General features: G+C 76.3%; 17 protein-coding genes. 10 read left to right on the top strand and 7 right to left on the bottom strand.

The features are described 5' to 3' along the window. Positions 1-7 precede the first annotated feature (7 nt). Complete coding sequence (locus VM95_RS13725; protein ID WP_078859851.1) at positions 8-1,066, bottom strand: methyltransferase; 1,059 nt, start codon at positions 1,064-1,066, stop codon at positions 8-10. A gap of 154 nt (positions 1,067-1,220) precedes the next feature. Between VM95_RS13725 and VM95_RS42540 the strand changes: the two genes are divergently transcribed. Both VM95_RS42540 and VM95_RS13715 read left to right on the top strand, forming a co-directional pair. After that, a complete protein-coding gene (locus tag VM95_RS42540; protein WP_167352919.1) occupies positions 1,221-2,369 on the top strand; it encodes an NUDIX hydrolase in 1,149 nt (382 codons plus the stop codon). Positions 2,370-2,444: 75 nt separating this feature from the next. Further along, entirely contained in the window at positions 2,445-2,882 is a 438-nt protein-coding gene (locus VM95_RS13715; protein ID WP_045696180.1) for a DUF6188 family protein, read from the top strand. A 53-nt stretch (positions 2,883-2,935) separates the two neighbouring features. On the opposite strand, the gene VM95_RS13710 is transcribed toward VM95_RS13715, so the two are convergent. The 6 genes from VM95_RS13710 to VM95_RS13685 all read right to left on the bottom strand — a co-directional run bounded on the left by VM95_RS13710 (position 2,936) and on the right by VM95_RS13685 (position 8,438). Further along, positions 2,936-3,310, bottom strand: coding sequence for a hypothetical protein (locus tag VM95_RS13710; protein ID WP_045696177.1), 375 nt, complete (start codon positions 3,308-3,310; stop codon positions 2,936-2,938). Between the two features lie 70 nt (positions 3,311-3,380). Further along, positions 3,381-3,773 (bottom strand): roadblock/LC7 domain-containing protein, encoded by a 393-nt coding sequence (locus VM95_RS13705; RefSeq protein ID WP_341846005.1) that lies wholly within the window; start codon positions 3,771-3,773, stop codon positions 3,381-3,383. A gap of 82 nt (positions 3,774-3,855) precedes the next feature. Continuing rightward, on the bottom strand, positions 3,856-4,953 hold the full coding sequence (locus VM95_RS41510; RefSeq protein ID WP_052707355.1) for a hypothetical protein: 1,098 nt from the start codon (positions 4,951-4,953) through the stop codon (positions 3,856-3,858). Between the two features lie 130 nt (positions 4,954-5,083). Then, positions 5,084-5,467: a hypothetical protein gene (locus tag VM95_RS13695; RefSeq protein ID WP_045696175.1), complete on the bottom strand. Its 384-nt coding sequence runs from the start codon at positions 5,465-5,467 to the stop codon at positions 5,084-5,086. A 616-nt stretch (positions 5,468-6,083) separates the two neighbouring features. Beyond that, the gene (locus VM95_RS13690) at positions 6,084-7,103 is read right to left on the bottom strand and encodes an MsnO8 family LLM class oxidoreductase (RefSeq protein WP_167352922.1); all 1,020 of its coding nucleotides are present in this window, start codon (positions 7,101-7,103) and stop codon (positions 6,084-6,086) included. A 135-nt stretch (positions 7,104-7,238) separates the two neighbouring features. Further along, positions 7,239-8,438 carry a peptidoglycan-binding protein gene (locus tag VM95_RS13685; protein ID WP_045696173.1) on the bottom strand — a complete coding sequence of 400 codons (1,200 nt, stop codon included), beginning with the start codon at positions 8,436-8,438 and terminating at the stop codon, positions 7,239-7,241. Positions 8,439-8,803: 365 nt separating this feature from the next. Here VM95_RS13685 and VM95_RS13680 point away from each other — a divergent pair, with 365 nt between their 5' ends. From VM95_RS13680 to VM95_RS13650, 8 genes are all read left to right on the top strand, one after another. Then, positions 8,804-10,108, top strand: coding sequence for a DUF6271 family protein (locus VM95_RS13680; RefSeq protein ID WP_045696171.1), 1,305 nt, complete (start codon positions 8,804-8,806; stop codon positions 10,106-10,108). Then, entirely contained in the window at positions 10,105-10,602 is a 498-nt protein-coding gene (locus tag VM95_RS13675) for a GNAT family N-acetyltransferase (RefSeq protein ID WP_045696169.1), read from the top strand. The genes VM95_RS13680 and VM95_RS13675 overlap by 4 nt, the downstream gene beginning before the upstream one ends. A gap of 83 nt (positions 10,603-10,685) precedes the next feature. After that, positions 10,686-11,123 (top strand): DUF3574 domain-containing protein, encoded by a 438-nt coding sequence (locus VM95_RS13670; RefSeq protein ID WP_045696167.1) that lies wholly within the window; start codon positions 10,686-10,688, stop codon positions 11,121-11,123. A gap of 58 nt (positions 11,124-11,181) precedes the next feature. Beyond that, positions 11,182-12,492, top strand: a complete 1,311-nt coding sequence (locus VM95_RS13665) for a hypothetical protein (RefSeq protein WP_052707354.1) — start codon at positions 11,182-11,184, stop codon at positions 12,490-12,492. 168 nt (positions 12,493-12,660) lie between these two features. Then, entirely contained in the window at positions 12,661-12,822 is a 162-nt protein-coding gene (locus VM95_RS42535; protein WP_167352918.1) for a hypothetical protein, read from the top strand. Between the two features lie 222 nt (positions 12,823-13,044). Next, on the top strand, positions 13,045-13,710 hold the full coding sequence (locus VM95_RS13660; protein WP_045696249.1) for a response regulator transcription factor: 666 nt from the start codon (positions 13,045-13,047) through the stop codon (positions 13,708-13,710). Further along, on the top strand, positions 13,707-15,017 hold the full coding sequence (locus VM95_RS13655) for a sensor histidine kinase (protein ID WP_244178755.1): 1,311 nt from the start codon (positions 13,707-13,709) through the stop codon (positions 15,015-15,017). Before VM95_RS13660 ends, VM95_RS13655 begins: the two co-directional genes overlap by 4 nt. A gap of 386 nt (positions 15,018-15,403) precedes the next feature. After that, positions 15,404-16,408: a hypothetical protein gene (locus tag VM95_RS13650; protein WP_045696165.1), complete on the top strand. Its 1,005-nt coding sequence runs from the start codon at positions 15,404-15,406 to the stop codon at positions 16,406-16,408. The last annotated feature ends 307 nt before the right edge of the window (positions 16,409-16,715 follow it).

The raw sequence follows: 16,715 nt of genomic DNA, 5'->3' as shown, positions 1-16,715 counted from the left end.
CCGAGCCTCAGGCGGCGACGGCTTCGACCACGGACAGCACGGTGCCGGTCGGGGTGATCCGGGAGAGGCGCAGGCCGGCGGCGTCGAGGAGGGCGGCGAAGTCGGCCGCGTCGCGTTCGCGGCCGGTGAGGGAGCCCATCATCATCAGGTCGAGCGCCTTGGACTGGTGCGGGGCGTTGCCGTCCGGGACGACGGCGTCCAGGATCAGCACCCGGCCGCCGGGGTTGAGGGCGCGCCGGCAGTGGCTCAGCAGGGTGACGCACTGCTCGTCGTCCCAGTCGTGGGTGATGCGCTTGAGCAGGTGGACGTCGCCGGGCGGCACCGCGGTGAAGAAGTCGCCCTCGGCGAGCGTCCAGCGGCCCGCGATCTCCTTGGTGTCGGCGAGCCGGTGGCCGGCCAGGACGTGGGCGCGGTCGTAGAGGACGCCCCGCACGCCGGGGTGGCGGCGCAGGACCTCGGCGAGCAGGCCGCCGTGGCCGCCGCCGACGTCCACGACCGTTCCGGTGTCGGGGAGTTCGCAGGCGGCGGCGATCGGGGCGTTCTCCGGGTCGGACATCGCCGCCATGCCGACGTGGAAGACGGCGGCGGTGCGCTCGTCCTGGGCGAAGTGGTCGAAGAACGGCATGCCGAAGATGCCCTCGAACGCCGTGGTGCCCTCGGTGAGGCAGTGCGAGAGTTCGCCGGCCGGCCGCCACATGGTGCGGTCGGTGAGCATCTGGACGGCCGTGCGGGCGGAGTACGGGACGTCGCCGCGCAGCGCCTGTCCGGCGTCGGTGAGGGCGAAGCGGCCGGCCCGGTCCTCCGTCACCACGCCGCGGGTGGCGAGCAGGCGCAGCACCCGGTGGAGGTTCCGGGCGTCCGTGCCGGTGGCGGCGGCGAGTTCGGCGGGGGTGCGGGGGCCGTGCGCGAGGTGGTCGGCCACGCCGACGTCGGCGGCGGCGCGCAGGGCGGCGGGGAAGAGGAAGCCGAGGGCCTCGTCGATCAGGAAGGCGGAGGAGCGGCGCAGCGCCTCGTCCTCGTGCTCCGCGGGCTGGTCGCCGATGGCTCGGCCGGTGTCCTGCCGCATGGGGATTCTCCTCGTTCGTACCGGGTGTGTCCGGGTTCGCCCGGAGAACTGCCCATCGGCGGGCGGGTCGAAGCGCGGCCGGGGGTGGCCGCGGGCGGCGCGGGGGAGGATCGGGGGTGAACGGGTCGTCGGTGTGGAAGTGGAAGGGGTCGGGGTGGCGGCGGCGGATGTGGACGCGGGCGGGCGGGGGCTGTTGGCGGCGGCGGGGGTGCTGTTCCCGGACGCCCACGGGCGGGTGCTGGTGGTGCGGCTGCCGTACGACCGCGAGCACCCGGTGGCGATCCCGGGCGGCGGCTGGGAGCCGCAGGACCGGTCGCCGCGGGAGACGGCCGGGCGGGAGATCGCCGAGGAGTTGGGCTTCACCCCGACGCTGCGGCAACTGGCGTGCGTGGACTGGGCGGTGAAGGAGGGCCGGCCGCCGATCGTGGCGTACCTGTACTGGGCGGACCCGCTGACGGACGAGCAGGTGGCGGCGTTCCGGCCGGACGCGGCGGAGGTCGGCGGCTGGGCCTGGCTGGACGCCGAGGACGCGGGCCGGGCCCTGCCGCCGCTGCTGTCGCGGCGGGTGCTGGCCTGCCTGCGGGCGCCGCGTGCGGCCGGGCCGCTGGAGCTGGAGGACAGCCGGCCGACCGGGCACGCGGCGGACCTGCCGGAGCTGGACGGCCCGGCGCCCGAGTACGTCGGGCTGGCCGCCGCGCCCGGTCTGGGGGCGGCGGTCGGCGGGGTGGCGACCGGGGAGGCCCTGTCGGACCCGCCGCCAGATCCGCCGCTGGACCGGGCGACGTACTACGCCACCCGGCCGCGCATCCGGGCGAAGGCGCGGGCGGTGTTCACCGACGACGCCGGACGGGTGCTGCTGGTGCGGCTGCGCCCGTACGAGGGGCCGCGCGGGGCGGTGCCGCACTGGACGCTGCCGGGCGGCGGCGTCGAGGCGGACCGGGAGACGCCCCGGGCGGCGGCCCGGCGGGAGATCCGCGAGGAGCTGGGCCTGGAGGTCGCGCCGGGGCGGCTGCTGGCGCTGGACTGGCAGCCGGGGGCCGCGGCCGATCCGCAGGCCGACCCGGCGACCGGCCGGGACACCGCCGTCCTGGTCTACCTCTACGACGGCGGGCGGCTGACGCCGGAGCTGCTCGACGCGATCACGCTGCAGGAGGAGGAGCTGGTGGAGTGGCGGCTGTGCGACCCGGCGCAGGCCCGGGCCCTGCTGACCGGGCCGTCCTGGGACCGCACGGCCGCCGCGCTGGCCGCCCGGGAGCGGCAGGGCGGTCCGGCCGAGCTGGTACGGGGCCGGGCGGCCGGCTGACGGGCGAGCGGGCGGGCGGCCGAGGCGCGGCCGGCTGACGGGCGGGCGGCTGACGGGGTGGGCCAGACTGGGGGCATGCGGAACGGGATCGCGGAACTGCTCGCTGGGCGGCGGGTGGAGTCGGTCGGCGGCGGGACCCGGCTGGAGCTCGGGCTCACCGGGCGGGTGAGCGTCCTGGTGGTGCAGGACTTCCGGTTCGCTGCGCCGCCGCCCGCCGGGCCGGTCGCCGACGGGCCGGCTTCCGGTGCGCCCGCGACGGTCGAGCACGTCTTCCCGGCGCTGGCCTTCCGGCCGACCGCCGCCCTGTCGGCGCTGGTCGGCCGGACCGTCGAGTCCGCCCTGATCACCCTCGCGGGCGGGCTGGAGCTGGGCTTCGCCGGGGGTGGCGTGCTGTCGGTGCCGCCGGACGCGCGGCTCGCACCGTGGAGCGTGCTGGGCGCCGAGGGCGTGCTGTGCGCGGGGCTGCCGGGCGGCGAGGTGGTGTGGGCGGAGGCCGAGGCGGGAGCGGGCTGAGGCCCGGCGGGGCCGAGGCCGCCGCCGGGCCGTCCGGTCGGTACCGGGAGCGGTCAGACCTCCAGGTCGGCCTCGATCCGGGTGAGCTGGTGGCGGGCCATCGCCAGGTTGGCGCGCGAGCGGTCCAGCGCCAGGTAGAGGAACAGGCCCTTGCCGCCGCGGCCGGCGAGCGGGCGGATCAGGTGGTACTGGCCGGTGAGGGTGATCAGCATGTCCTCGATCCCGTCCTGCAGGCCGAGCATGTCCATGGTGCGCATCTTGGCGCGCACCACGTCGGTGTTGCCCGCTGCGGCCACGTTGAGGTCGAGCCCGCCGGGGCCGTCCAGGGTGGCGAGCGCCATGCCGCTGTTGTAGTCCACCAGGGCCGCGCCGAGGGCGCCCTCGATGGTGGTCATGGCCTGCTTGAGCGCGCCGGCTGCGTCGGTCATGTCGGTAACTCCCGTTCGTTGGTGAGGTGTTCGTTGGCTGAGTGGTGGCGGGAAGGTGCTGCGGTCGGGGTCAGCCCGGGGCGGCCGCGCCCGGCTGCGGGCTCTCGCCGAGCAGCGCGGCGATCCGCTGCGCGCTGCGGCGGGCCTCCAGGTGCAGCCGGCCGACGTTGACGTCCGGATGCGCCAGCAGGGTCAGCACGCAGCTGCCGCCGGCCGCGTAGGTGGCGACGTAGCCGTGCTCGCCGCGCACCAGCGACTCGCGGAACTCGCCCTGGCCGGTGGTGTCGGCGAGCCGCTGGGCGAGCGAGAGCGCGGCCGCCGTCATCGCGGCCAGCCCGGAGGGCTCGGTGCCGTGCGTGTCGTGGGCGATGAGCAGGCCGTCGACGCTGGCCACCAGGCCGCCCGCGAGGTGCGGGGTGCGGCGCTTGACCACGTGCAGTTCGGCGAGCAGCTCGGTCTCCAAGGCGATCAGTTGTCTCCTTCCGACACGCTGCTTCAGCGCCCGCCTCATGGCCGGGGCGGCGGGGTCGCGGGCGGGGAGTGGGTCAAAGTCGGGCCTCCAGAAGGTCTCGGACCCGGGTCAGCAGCGCGATGTCCGGGTCGGGGACGGCCAGCGGCGGGTGGGCCGCGGCCGTGGCGGGCGTGGTGGTGGCGCGAGCGGCCGTGGCGGGCGTGGCCGTGGCGCGCGTGGTCGTTGCGCGCGTGGTCGTTGCGGCGGTGCGGAGCCCGGGGCCGCGCAGGGTCGCGCCGGGGATCCTGCGGTGCAGGCCGCTCCGATCGGCGGGTTCCGCGGACGGCTCCGGGCGACCGGGCCGCGCGGGGTCGGCCTCTGCGGGGTCGGCCTCCGCCCGGCCGGCCTCCGCCGGGACGTCCGGCGTCGTGTGCCGTGGCAGGTCGAGCAGTCCGGCGGCGGCCAGGCGGCGGACGTCGGCCGTCACCCCGAAGCCGGAGCGGCCGAGCAGCCGGGCCAGGTCCGCCGGGGTTCTTCGGCCGTCCGCGTGGTCCAGCAGCTCGCGGCGCCGGCGGCCGGACGCGCGGTGCGCGGGCAGCCGGCTGTGCGCGGCGGGGCGCACGGGCTCGGTGTCGAGCTGCGGCCAGGGCCAGATCCCGTCCAGCAGGCGGCGCCGGCGCTCGACCTCGCGGCGCAGCCGGTCCGGTTCGACCTCCGCGACCGGGCCGAGCCAGTGCCGGGCGTCGGCTTCGAACCGCCAGGTGCCGCCGGCCGGGTCGGCCAGGACGAAGAAGGCGGCGTCGAACAGCGTGCCCAGGTGGCCGAGTTCGAGCTCGCCGCGGGTGAGCAGCCGCCGCTCGACCAGCACCTCGCCGACCCGGCCGCTCGGGCCGTGCTCCCGGAGCAGCCCGTCCCAGCCCTCGGGGGTGGTCCGGCCGCAGCCGGTGAGCAGGTCGACCAGGCCGGGGGCGCGGTCGGAGTCGGCGGCGACGACCTGGCCGTCGACGAGGTACAGGCTGCCGAGCGGGCCGTGCAGGGCGCCGGTGGCGTGGCGGACGGCGAGCAGGTCGAGCGCCTCGCCCGGGGTGCGCGGGGTGGGCGGGACGTCCTCGGTGCCGGTGGCCGCGGTGTCGGCAGACACGGCGGCCGCGCCGGAGACGTCCTCGACGGGCGGGGCCGGAGCGGTGGTCACGCGGGCCTCCGTCCGGGGGTCGGCGGCCGGAAACGGATGGTCGCGGCCGGGGCCCCGGCCTCGGCTCCGGTCTCGACGTCGGCCCCGGCGGCCCCGGTCTCGACCCCGACTGCCTCGACGGGCACGGCGCTCACCCGAGCACCAGGTCCTCGGCGAGCGCCCGGAGGCGGAAGCGGGCGGCGGCGAGGTTGCCCTCGTCGCGGTCGAGCCAGAGGTGCAGCACGAGCCGGCTGTCGAAGACGGTGTCGATGAAGCGGATCAGGTGGTAGCTTCGGCCCGCGGTGACGATGATGTCCTCGAGCGGTGCCCGCCGCTCCTCCGCCGCGGTGAAGGTCTGGCTCTCAACGGCTGCTCGTACCAGGTCGGTTGCCTCGGCGGCGGCGGTCTCGTACTCGCCGGCCGGGCTGTCGCCGAGGCTGCCGAGGGCGAGTCCGCTCCCCCAGTCGACCAGGCTCGCGGCGCGCGCCCCGGCGATCGTCATGGCCCCGGAGAGGCATTCGTCGATACCCGGCACACCGGCTCCTTCGCGGGGTCTGGGCGGCCGGGGCGCAGCACGGCTCCGGCCGGATCGCCACCAGCAGTGGCGGGTTCGACACGGAAGGCTACTGGCGGTTTCGAGATGACGAACATTCCGGTGGCATATTCACACCATCGGCGTTGAGTTCCGGCCAAGATCTGACGATCAGTCAAGCCTGCCAAGGCGGCAAAGCCGCTGGCCCGCCCGCCGTCACCGAGCGGAGTGGCGCGACGCCGACCGGTCACCTGGTGGGGGACCTTGGCCGATACCCGGCCGTGGCGGCGGGTTTCGCGACCGAAAGTGCGATAAGAGGATGCGCTCGGCGCGGCCGGGAACGACGGCCGGGAACGACGAAGGGGCCCGTTCCGCTGGACGGAACGAGCCCCTTCGGGTGGAGCGCCAGGCCCGGGTCGCACGGACTCTTCCTACTGAAAGTAGGACGTGCTCTGGTAGCACCGCTGACGCCTGTTCGAGAGATCGTTTCCTCTCGACGTCATGAACACTAGCAGGTCATCACACCAGGTCAGAAATCCGCGGACCGCCCAGGTCGGAGCCCTGGTGCGAGCCCCGCCCGCCAGGCCCGGCAGGCCCGCCGTGCCGTCAGACCTGTCCGTCAGACCTGCCCGACCGCCTCCGCCAGCAGCCGGTAGGAGTCGAGCAGCGCCGCGCGGTCGTAGCTGCTCGTGGCGACCAGGAACTCGTCCGCGCCGCTGCGGGCCACCAGGGCGGCGAGTTCGGCGGCCGCCTGCGCGGGGGTGCCCGCGATGTGGCCCTTCAGCGACTGCTCGAACGCGGCCCGCTCCCGCGCGCTCATCGTCCGGGCCCGGATCTCGGCCACCGGCGCGAGCGGCGGGAACTCGCCGTGGGTGCGGGAGTAGGCGCCCGCCCACGCCTCCGGCACGAGCAGGTCCCGGGCCCGCTCGACCGTCCCGGCGACCGCCACCGTGCCGGAGACCACCACGTACGGCTCGGCGGCCTGCGCCGAGGGCCGGAAGCGGTCGCGGTAGCGGTCGATCGCCGCGAGCATCCGCTCCTCGCCGTGCGCGGCGGCGATCACCAGCGGCAGCCCGGCCGCGGCGGCGAGGTCCGCGCCCTCGCCGGTGGCCAGGACGAAGGCCGGCACCCGCAGGCCCTCCGCCGGGCGGGCGCGCACGCCCGGGTGCACCTGCTGGGTGCCGTCGAACCAGCCGAGCAGTTCGGCCAGTTGGGCGGCGAAGTCGTCCGCGGCGTCCTTCTCCCGGCCGAGCGCCCGCCGCACGCCGTCGGTGAAGCCGACCGAGCGCCCCAGCCCCATGTCGATCCGGCCCGGGAACAGCGCGGCCAGCACACCGAACTGCTCGGCCACCACCATCGGCCGGTGGTTGGGCAGCATCACGCCGCCGGTGCCGACCCGGATCCGGGTGGTGGCCGAGGCGACCGCCGCGGCCAGCACGGTGGGCGCCGAGCCGGCCACGCCGGGCACGCCGTGGTGCTCGGAGACCCAGAAGCGGTGGTAGCCGAGCCGCTCGGCCTCACGGGCGAGGGCGACCGTCGCGCGCAGCGCCTCGGCCGGCTCCTCGCCGCGCCTGGTCCGGGACCGGTCGAGGACGGAGAGCCGCACCGCCGGGGGCCGGCCGGGGGCCTTCGCCGGGATCGGGCCGGAGGTCGGGATCGGACCGGAGGTCGGGATCGGGGTCGGACCGGAGGTCGGGGTCGGGATCGGGCTGGTCACGCCCGTCCACAACGCCCGCCCCCGGCGGCGGCATTCCCCGCGCTCGGCCTCCCCCCCTCAGGAGGTGACGTCGAACCCCTGCGCCGCCCCCAGCCGCCGGAGCGAGTCCTGCCCCGGGACACCGTCCGCCGCCCCGCCGCTGTACCCGCAGCGCCGCTGCCAGGCCGCGTAGGCGGCGACCGTCAGGCTGCCGAACGAGCCGTCCACCCACCGCTGTTCGAGCAGCCCCTCGTCGGCGAGCGCCTGCTCGACGATCGCCACCTCGGCGCCGTACGTGCGGTGCCCCTGCTCGGCGGGCGGGTCCTGCCGGGCGGCGGCGGCCGCGTGCGCCACCGAGACGGTGCGCGGCCCGGGCAGGTAGCCGAGCAGCCGGCGCAGCGAGGCCTCCCCGGGGACGCCGTCCGCGGCCTGGCCGGTGTAGCCGAGGCTGCGCTGGTAGTCCGCGTAGTTCTCGGTGTCGGCGTCCGTCCAGTCCGGTCCCGGGCCGGAGCGGTAGTGGGTGCCGAAGCCTTCCCGCACCAGCGCGCGGCCGACCACCGTCACCTGGTAGCCGTGCGCGCCGTAGCCGTACGGCAGCCCGTTGATGTCCGTCTCGTAGCGGGCCGGGCCCGGGTCCTGCGGGGGCACCGGGTGCTGCTGCGAGGGCGGGGTGCCCGGCGAGCCGGGACCGACCGGGAAGGCCGGCCAGGCGCCGGGGTCGGTGTGGTCGTTGTACGGCACGTGGGCGTGCGCGAACCAGCCGCCGCAGGTCTCCCAGACGTGCTCGTCGCGGTGCGGGGTGAAGTCGACGGGCCGGCCCATCGGCCAGGCGTCCGGCACGCCCCAGGAGGCGATCCAGGCGTGGATGCGGTCCCAGCCGGCGCACGGGGTGTCCACCAGCCTCGGGTAGACGGTGCCCTGGTGGCGGCAGTACGGGAAGAACACCGCCTCGATCTGGATGACCACCCGGCCGGCCCGGTTGGTGCGGGTCGGGCTCTGGCCCGGGCTGAGCAGGCTCTTCGAGCGGGAGTCGGCCGGGAACAGCTGGGCGGTGCGGCCGCTGAACGGGTCCCAGACCAGGTGCGGGGCGTCGCCGGCGCCGCTGCCGGTGAAGTAGCCGACCAGGTCCTCGTAGGTGCACCAGTCCTGCGGGGCGTCGGCGGTCGCGTTGCGGTCCCAGGTGATGTGGGCGATGGCCTTCGGCGGGTACTGCTGGTCGGTCGGCGCGTGGTCGCCGAGGTCGTGGATCTCGGCACCGGGCAGCCACAGCTCGGGCATGCGCGCTCCTCCTCCGAACGGCGTCATGACGTCGCCCTAGGTATCGGCAGGTCCGCCGTCCGGATTGACCCCGGACCGCCGGAATCCGCGCCGTTCGCGGTGCTGAACCCCCGGATGCCGCACGGCCGTTCGGATCAAGGAGGGCGGCTCGTGTGCACGTACGAGGTGCGGGCACGGCCGGCGGCGGCCGCTCCTGAAGCCGGAGCGCGGCGCGGATTCCACCTCGCCGGGGCCGTCCTGTCAATCGTTGACATCGGAAATGGTCTAGTCCACGGTGGACGGCGGCCGGCCGCGAGGCCCCTGGAGCCAAGCCCATCACGCCACGGCCGCAATGCTTTTGACGATCAGACGGAGGCGCGTTCCGCATGCAGAGAGTCTGTCTCGCCCTGCCCACCAACCGGCCCTGCGCCGCCGCCGTCGCGGACATCGCCGAGGAGGCCGCGTACGCCGCCGCCCACTTCGACGTCGAGGTCCACCTCCTCGTCCTCGACACCGCCGACAGCGCCGGCCACGCCGAGAACGCGAGCGCGGTCGGTGCCCTCGCCCCCGCCGCCGGGGTCGTCGTGCACCACCTCGACACCGGGCAGCAGCGGGACTTCCTCCGCCGGGTGATCCACCGGGCCGGCGCCGCCGAACCGGACCTCCTGCTCGACCTGATGCTCCCCGACACCGTCTCCTACGGCGCCTGCACCAACCGGGTCTTCCTGGTCGCCGCCGCCCTCGGCTGCGCCTCCGTGCACCGCCGGGACTCCGACAGCACCTACCAACTCCTGGACGGCCGCAAGGTCTTCCCGATCCACCACGAGCTGCGCTCGCTCGGCCGCCCGGCCGGCGAGGCGGCCGCCGGCGTCACCCGCAGCGAGCTCGACCCCGCCGACGCCGCGAAGCCCGTCGCCCTCGTCGGCGGCTCGTTCATCGGCGAACTGTCCGTCGACATCGGCGGGATCAACACCCTCGACCCGGCCGTCTACCACGAGGTGGTGAGCCTGTGGGCGCCGCCGATCTGGTCCGAGGAGGAGAAGAGCGCGCTGGTCGAGGCCTCCTTCACCGGCGGCGGCACCGAGCCGTTCACCGTCGACGAGGCGGTGCTCGGCGCCCCCGACATCCGGCGGGTCGACATGTGCAACCTCGGCCTGGACCACCGGGTCTACGAACGGCTGCCGGTGCCGCCCGCACCCGACACCATCGGCAGCGACTACTTCCTGCTGCACGCCGTCCTCGACTCCGGCCTGCCCGGCGTCGTGCACAACCGGCACATCGTCAACCACTACACGCCCGAACGCCGCACCGGTCCCGGCTTCACCGCCTACCAGCTGCGCTTCGCCAAGTTCCTGCTCTCCATGCTGTACCTGCACCCGGTGTACGGCGAAATGATCGCCCTCGGCGGGGAGTTGCTCGACGAGCAGCACCGCCTGCGGGTCGAGCCGGTGCTAGACTCGGTGCGCCGCAGCGCCGCTTGGGACCGCGCCGCGAACGTCCACCGGCTCGACGTCCTCGACCGCTGCTACCGCCGACTCGGCGGCACGTACGCCGAGTTCGCCGACCACCTGGCCCCACGGCGGCAGCACCTGCTGGACGAGGCCCAGGCCGACGCCGAACGGTTCGCCCTGCTGATCGAGGGCTGGGGCGCCCTGGTGGCCGCGGCCCGGGCGCAGCGGGTGGCCGGGTGAGCGGGGACCTCCGGATCCGGCCGCTCGGCGAGGCCGACTGGCCGGCCGTGATCGCCCTCGAACACGCCGCCTACGCCGCAGACGGCCTCTCCGAGGGCGCCGACGCCCTGACCTCGCGCGGCCGCAGCTCCCCCGGCACCTGCTACGCCCTCGACCAGGCCGGCACCGTGCGCGGCTACCTGCTGAGCCTGCCGTACCCGCCGCTGCGCTGCCCCGACCTCACCCGGCCCGAGGAGCGGACCCACACCTCCACCAACCTGCACGTGCACGACCTGGTGATCGCCGAGGACCTGCGCGGCCGCGACGTCGCGCTCGGCTTCCTGCGGCACTTCCAGGACCGGGCGAAGGCCCAGGGCTACCAGCGGATCTCGATGGTCGCCGTGCGCGGCACCGACATCCTGCTCCGCCTGCTCGGCTACCGCGCCCACCGCGAGGTCGCCGTACCGCCCTGCTACGGCCGGCGCGCGGTCTACATGTCGACACCGCTGAGTTGACCGCCGTCAGCCGCACGGGCGGGGCCGACACCCGCACGGCTGAACCGGTGCATCCACCGGCCCGGCCGGCCGTTGACCCCGGCATGGAGACCAGGACCTGGACCGGGCTGCTCGCCGCCATCGCCGTACTGCTGACGGGCGCGACCCTCGCCCCCGCCGCCGGCGCCGCCGACACCCCGACCGCGCCGCGCGCCGCCTACACCCGCACCCAGCTCTTCTTCGGCACCGAGCGGCCGGACGGCGGCCCCGCCGTCACCGAGCAGGAGTTCCAGGACTTCGTCGACACCGAGGTCACCCCGCGCTTCCCGGACGGCCTCACCATCGAGCAGGCCCGCGGCCAGTACCGCGACCGGCACGGCGTCATCGAACGCGAACGCTCCTACCTGGTCACCCTGCTGTACCCGGCCGGCACGGCGAAGCAGGCGGGCGCCGCCGTCGAGGACATCCGCCGCGGCTACGACCGGCGCTTCCAGCAGGAGTCCGTCGGCCGCGTCGACGAGCAGGTCAGGGCGTCGTTCTGACCACGCGCCGCCGGAAAACGGCAGGCGGCCCGCGGGCCCGGGCGGGCAGGATGGCGCCATGCCGTCGCTGCTGCCCGCCCTCGCCGAGAACCCCGCCCTGCCGGCCGAACTGCTCCAGCGCCTGGTCGACGCCGCGCCCGAGGACGAGGACCTGGCCTGGGCGCTGGCGCACCGCACCGACCTGAGCGCCGCACAGGCCCGGGCGCTCGCCGCGCTGCACGAGGACTCCCCCTACCTGCTGGCCGGGCTCGGCGTGCCGGTCGACGACCCGCTCGCCCGGCCCGACCTCGCGCTCGCCCTGCTCGACCAGGGGCGGGGCCGCCCGGAATGGGCGCTGCCGCTCGCCCGCCACCCGGACCGGGACACCCGCGTCCGGCTGGCCGGCTGCCCCGGGCTGCCGGACCAGGCGGCCGAACTCCTCGCCGCCGACGAGGAACCCGAGGTCGCGGCCGAACTCGCCTACTTCACCGGGCGGGCGGACCTGCTGCGCGCCCTGGCCGGGCACCCGGCGTTCGAGGTGCGCCGGGGCGTCGCGGCCAACGAGGCCACCCCGCCCGACCTGCTGGCGGCCCTCGCGGCCGACGAGGAACCCGAGGTCCGCTCCCTCGCCGCCGGCAACCCCGCCACCCCCGGAACCGCCGCCGCCCGCCTCCTCGCCGAACCCGACGCGCCGCCCCGCCAGCAGCTCGCCGCCCACCCCCACCTGCCCGCCGAGGCCTACCGGCGGCTCGCCGAGGACGAATCGCCTTGGGTGCGGGCCGAGTTGGCCGAGAACCCGGCCGTCGACGAGGCCGTGCTGCGCCGCCTCGCCACCGACGACGACCCGGACGTCCGCCGGCGCCTCACCCGCAACCCGCGCATCCCGCTCGACCTGCTCGCCGAGCTCGCCGTCACCGTCCGGGTCGGCGCCACCCTGCTCGACCGCGTCGCGGCCGCCACCCCCGCCGAACTCACCACCCTCGCCGCCTCCCCGGAGCCCCGGGTCCGGATGCTCGCCGCCGAGCACCGCGACCTGCCCGCCGCCGTCCGCGACCGGCTCGCCGAGGACCCGGACGCCGCCGTGGCGAAGTCCGTCGCCCCGCACCCCGGGCTCACCGCCGCCCGACTCACCGCCCTGCACGACCGGTTCGGCGGCCGGGTCGCCCACGCCGTCGCCCGCAACCCCGACGCCCCCACCGCCCTGCTCGACCGGATCGCCACCGCCGAACCACCCGCCGCCAAGGCCCTGCGCGCCATCGCCCAACACCCCCACGCCGGCCGCGCCGCCCTCACCGCCTGCCTCACCGCCCCGCACCCGACCTCCAGCTACGCCGCCGCCAACCCCGCCCTCCCCGCCGACGTCATGGCCGCACTGATCCACTCCGCCTGATCCACTCCGCCTGAGGCACCCGCCCAACGGTCGGGGGTCGGCGGATCCGCGCTCACGGAATCCTCAGGGGCGCCCGGCGAGGCTCGGGGTATGGCGGAGCAGCGGATCGGGAACGGGCGGGGCGGTGGGTGGGGTCGGGGCGCGGTGCGGGGTGGTCCTCCGCCGGGCGTGCCGGCGGCCCTCGTCGCGGTGGCGCTGGTGGCGGTGCTCCTGGTGGGGGCGGCCGCGGCCACGGTGGCGGCCACCGCCGGGATGCGGCCGCTGAAGGCCGTCTGCCGGCACGTCGGGGACCTGGGGCACCGGAGGCTGCTGACCCAGCACTGCCGGTGAGCGGTCGCGGCGGCCACCGGCCTCATCGAATCCTCAGGTTGCGGCTGGGAACCTCGTCCAGGTCGACGGCGGCGCCCTCTGGATCCCCCGCGAGGGGGCGCCGCGTCGACGTCCCGGGCGCCCCGGCGCCGGCCACCGCCCTGCCGAAGGACCCCTGCCGTGACCGTGCACCGAGACCGCCGCCCGGCGGTTCCGTCCCAGGTCACGGCTATCCTGGCCGGCATGCGAGTACTGGTGGTCGAGGACGACGAGGACCTGCGGTTCGCCGTGGCCGCCGCGCTGCGCGGCAGCGGACTGGCCGTCGACGAGGCCGCGGACCTGCCGGCCGCCGACGAGGCGCTGTTCGTCACCGCCTACGACTGCGTCGTGTTCGACCGGATGCTGCCCTCCGGCGACTCCGCGGACTACGTGCACCGGATGAGGGCGGACGGCCGGACCGTACCGGTGCTGTTCCTCACCGCCCGCGACACCGTCGCCGACCGGGTCGAGGGCTTCGCCACCGGCGGCGACGACTACCTCGTCAAGCCCTTCGCCGTACCCGAACTGGTCGCCCGGGTACGGAACCTGTGCCGGCGCACCGCCGTCGCCCGGCCGCCGGTGGTGCGCTGCGGCGGCCTGGAGATCGACACGGCCCGGCGCACGGTGCGCCGCGACGGCGTGCTGCTCTCCCTCACCACCAAGGAGTTCGCCGTCCTGGAGACCCTCGCCACCCGGCCCGGCGAGGCGGTGCGCCGCACCGACCTCATCGAGCGCTGCTGGGACGAGCTGACCGAACCCAACTCCAACGTGGTCGAGGTCCTGGTCTCCCAGCTGCGCCGCAAGCTCGGCGACCCGCCGCTGATCCACACCGTGCGCGGCGTCGGGTACCGACTGGAGTCGCCGGAGTGAGACGCCCGCTCGCGCGGCTCCGCCGGCCGCGCCGGACGGCGCCGCCCACCCCGGCGGGCCGGATCCGCCGGCTGCGGCGGCGGATCGCCCTGCTCTTCGCCCTCGTCAGCGCCCTCGGGCTGGTCGGCATGACGGTCATCGCGGTGCACGCGGACGACGCGTCCTGGCGCTCCCAGGTCGACGCCGATCTCAAGCTCCGCACCAGCGAGTTCACCGCCGACCTGCACTACGACGAGCAGGGCGCGCTCGAGTACCCGGACCCGAGGGAGGGCGGGTACGACTGCCCGCCGGTGACCCTGTTCACCGGCAACGGCGAGCAGGTGGCGCCCCTCGCCGCCCCGCACCGGCCGTGCCTGGTGGTCCCCACGGCGGCCCTGCAGGCGATCGCCGACGAGGCGCTGCGGGAGGGGGACCTCAGCCGGGCCACCGTCACCGCGCCGAACGGCCACCGGCTGCGGCTGTCCGCCCAGCCCTTCTCCACCTCGGCCACCGAGAACTCGGACGGCGTGGTGGTCACCGCCGTCGACGTCTCCTCCAACCTCGACGACCACGAGCGCCTGGCCCTGCTCCTCGCCGCCGCCTGCGCCGCCCTGGTCGCGGTCTCGGCCGTGGCCGGCCACTGGCTCGCCGGACGGGCGGTGCGGCCCGCGCTGGCCGCGCTCGACCAGCAGGAGGCCTTCTTCGCGGACGCCGCCCACGACCTGCGCACCCCGGTCGCCTCGCTGCGGCTGCTCGCCGAGACCGGCCTGCGCGGCGGGGCCGAGACCACCGAGATCATGCGCCGCACCCTGCGCCAGTCGACCAGGATGAGCGAGCTGGTCGACGACCTGCTCACCCGCGCCCGGCTGATGGCCGGAGCCGTCCCGCTGGACCGCGAGCCGCTGCGGCTCGACCAGCTCGTCGAGGCCGTCGTCGCCGACACCCCGGCGGACGGGCACCGGGTGACCGTACGGGCCGAGCCGGTGGTCGTCCACGCCGACGCCGGACTGCTGCGCCGCGCCGTCGCCAACCTGCTCGGCAACGCCCTCGCCCACGGCCACGCCCCGGGCGAGCCCGCCGCCGTCGAGGTCGCCGTCGGCGCGGACGGCACCGTCACGGTCGACGACGCGGGGCCCGGCATCCCGCCCGAGCAGGCGAAGTCCCTGTTCGAGCGCTTCCGCAGCGGCGCCGGATCGAGCGGCCTCGGCCTGTCCATCGCCGCCTGGGTGGCCCACGCGCACGGCGGCTCGCTCACCGTCGACCGCAGCGCCCGCGGCGGCGCGCGTTTCCTCCTGCGCCTGCCCGTCCCCGCCCAGCACCGGCCCTGAGGCCGCCGCCCGGGCCCCGGCCCCGGTTGACCAGTCGGGCGGCCGGAGGCCTTGTCCGGGCCCGGTCCCGGTGCTTGAATCCGCGTCAGTCGGACTCGCCACCGGGCGGGTCGCCCACACCACGGGGGTGATCGACATGCCGACCTGGACCGATCTGATCTGAACCGGAGGCCGGTCCCCCGCCCGGGAGACCGGCCTCCGGCCTGTTCCGGGCCGCGCCGCCCCGCCCCTCCTCCGCCACTCCCCGCCCCAGCGGCCACAGCCGTACCGCCGCCGTCCGGGGCCGGTTGCAGTTGGGTTTCCGTTCCGTCCGGCCCGCGCACGAACGGGGGCGGCGTCCGGGATCGTGGGCGGTGACGGCTCGTGCGGCGGCGGGGGGAGTTGCCATGGCGGAGGGGCGGGAGCCGGCGCTGGTGCCCGGGGTGGTCGGGGCGCTGATGCGGCTGGCGCAGGGGGTGGCCGGGGGGCCGGGGCGGGCGGTGGCGGAGGTGGTGCGGGCGCGGCTGCGGGCGACGCCCGAGGGGGCGCGGGCGGTGGACGCCGTCGCGGCGAGCCCCGGGGACGAGCGGGCGCGGGCCGAGCTGACCGCCGCCGTCACCGAACTGCTGGCCACCGACGAGGCGTTCGCGCAGTACGTACGGTCCACCGAGCTGGGCCGCCCGGCCGATCCACCGACCGTGCACCTGCGGCTGGACCCGGCCGTGACCGGCGCGCGGGCGCTCGCGGCCCGGCGCGGCAACGTGGCGATCGTGGCGGCACTGGCGCTGGTCCTGGTCACCGCGCTGGTCGCGCTCGGCGTGCACCTGGGCTCGCGTCCGCTGCTGAAGCCGGACGGCCCGCACGTCGCGCACGGCGGGCAGGCGCTGCGCGAGCCGGCCGGGGCCCGCAAGGTCCTCCCGGACGTCGGCGCGCTGCCGCCGGGCGGCTGGCAGGTGGAGAGCGGGCCGGACACCGGCACGAGCGGCGCGGGCGACGCGCCGTGCCTGCTGACCGGCCTGCCCGCCACCCTCTGTTCCGCCCCGCTGACCTACGCCACGGTGACGTTCCGGGCCTCGCCGGCCCAGCACGTGCAGTTCACCGTGCTCACCTTCGACTCCGCCGAGATCGCCGGCCGGGCCTTCACCGGCACGCTCGACCTCCTCGGCAGTGCGCCGGCGGCAACGCCCGTGCCGTTGCCGCCGATCGGCGACCAGAGCGCCGCCCGGGCGAACGGCCCCGGCGGGGTCGCGGCGCTGGTCCGGGTGGGCGGCACGCTGCTGTACGTGCGGGACTCCGGTCCGGGCGCCTCCGCCGCCGCCCCGGCGCTGCCGGTGTTCGCCCGGCTGCTCGCGGAGCGCGCCCGCCTGGCCCTGGACGGCGCGGATTCGAGCGACGGCGCCACCCCTGCCTGAAACCCGTTACCACCCCGGGGAGTTATCGAGGTGGTGTACTGGGCCGACTGTACGGGGCCGACCGGCGCCCTCGCAGGGGTGGCGGCTGCGTTGACGGCTCGTTGACCGGCTGTATACCGGCCGGCGGGAAGGTCCCTTTTCCTTTTGTTGACCTATCGCAGGAGAGGTATGGAAACCCCATCATCCCGTTCGAGCGGCGTCGCGGACGTCACCGTTCGTCGGGGGCGCACCGGCCGGCGTCGGACGGCTCCACTGCTCGCTCTCCCCCTGATCGCGGGTCTGGTGCAGGCGCTGCTCCTGCCGTTCG

Origin of the sequence: Streptomyces rubellomurinus (assembly GCF_000961885.1) — a bacterium.
In the GTDB taxonomy this organism is placed as follows: Bacteria; Actinomycetota; Actinomycetes; order Streptomycetales; family Streptomycetaceae; genus Kitasatospora; species Kitasatospora rubellomurina.
Note: the sequence above shows the minus strand (reverse complement) of the source record. Positions and strands in the feature narration are given on the sequence as shown.

What these genes read in the sequence shown, in the direction of transcription:
- VM95_RS13725 (WP_078859851.1), bottom strand. Translation starts at nt 1,066, where the DNA reads ATGCGGCAGGACACCGGCCGAGCCATCGGCGACCAGCCCGCGGAGCAC.
- VM95_RS13715 (WP_045696180.1), top strand. Translation starts at nt 2,445, where the DNA reads ATGCGGAACGGGATCGCGGAACTGCTCGCTGGGCGGCGGGTGGAGTCG.
- VM95_RS13710 (WP_045696177.1), bottom strand. Translation starts at nt 3,310, where the DNA reads ATGACCGACGCAGCCGGCGCGCTCAAGCAGGCCATGACCACCATCGAG.
- VM95_RS13685 (WP_045696173.1), bottom strand. Translation starts at nt 8,438, where the DNA reads ATGCCCGAGCTGTGGCTGCCCGGTGCCGAGATCCACGACCTCGGCGAC.
- VM95_RS13680 (WP_045696171.1), top strand. Translation starts at nt 8,804, where the DNA reads ATGCAGAGAGTCTGTCTCGCCCTGCCCACCAACCGGCCCTGCGCCGCC.
- VM95_RS13670 (WP_045696167.1), top strand. Translation starts at nt 10,686, where the DNA reads ATGGAGACCAGGACCTGGACCGGGCTGCTCGCCGCCATCGCCGTACTG.
- VM95_RS13665 (WP_052707354.1), top strand. Translation starts at nt 11,182, where the DNA reads ATGCCGTCGCTGCTGCCCGCCCTCGCCGAGAACCCCGCCCTGCCGGCC.
- VM95_RS13660 (WP_045696249.1), top strand. Translation starts at nt 13,045, where the DNA reads ATGCGAGTACTGGTGGTCGAGGACGACGAGGACCTGCGGTTCGCCGTG.
- VM95_RS13650 (WP_045696165.1), top strand. Translation starts at nt 15,404, where the DNA reads ATGGCGGAGGGGCGGGAGCCGGCGCTGGTGCCCGGGGTGGTCGGGGCG.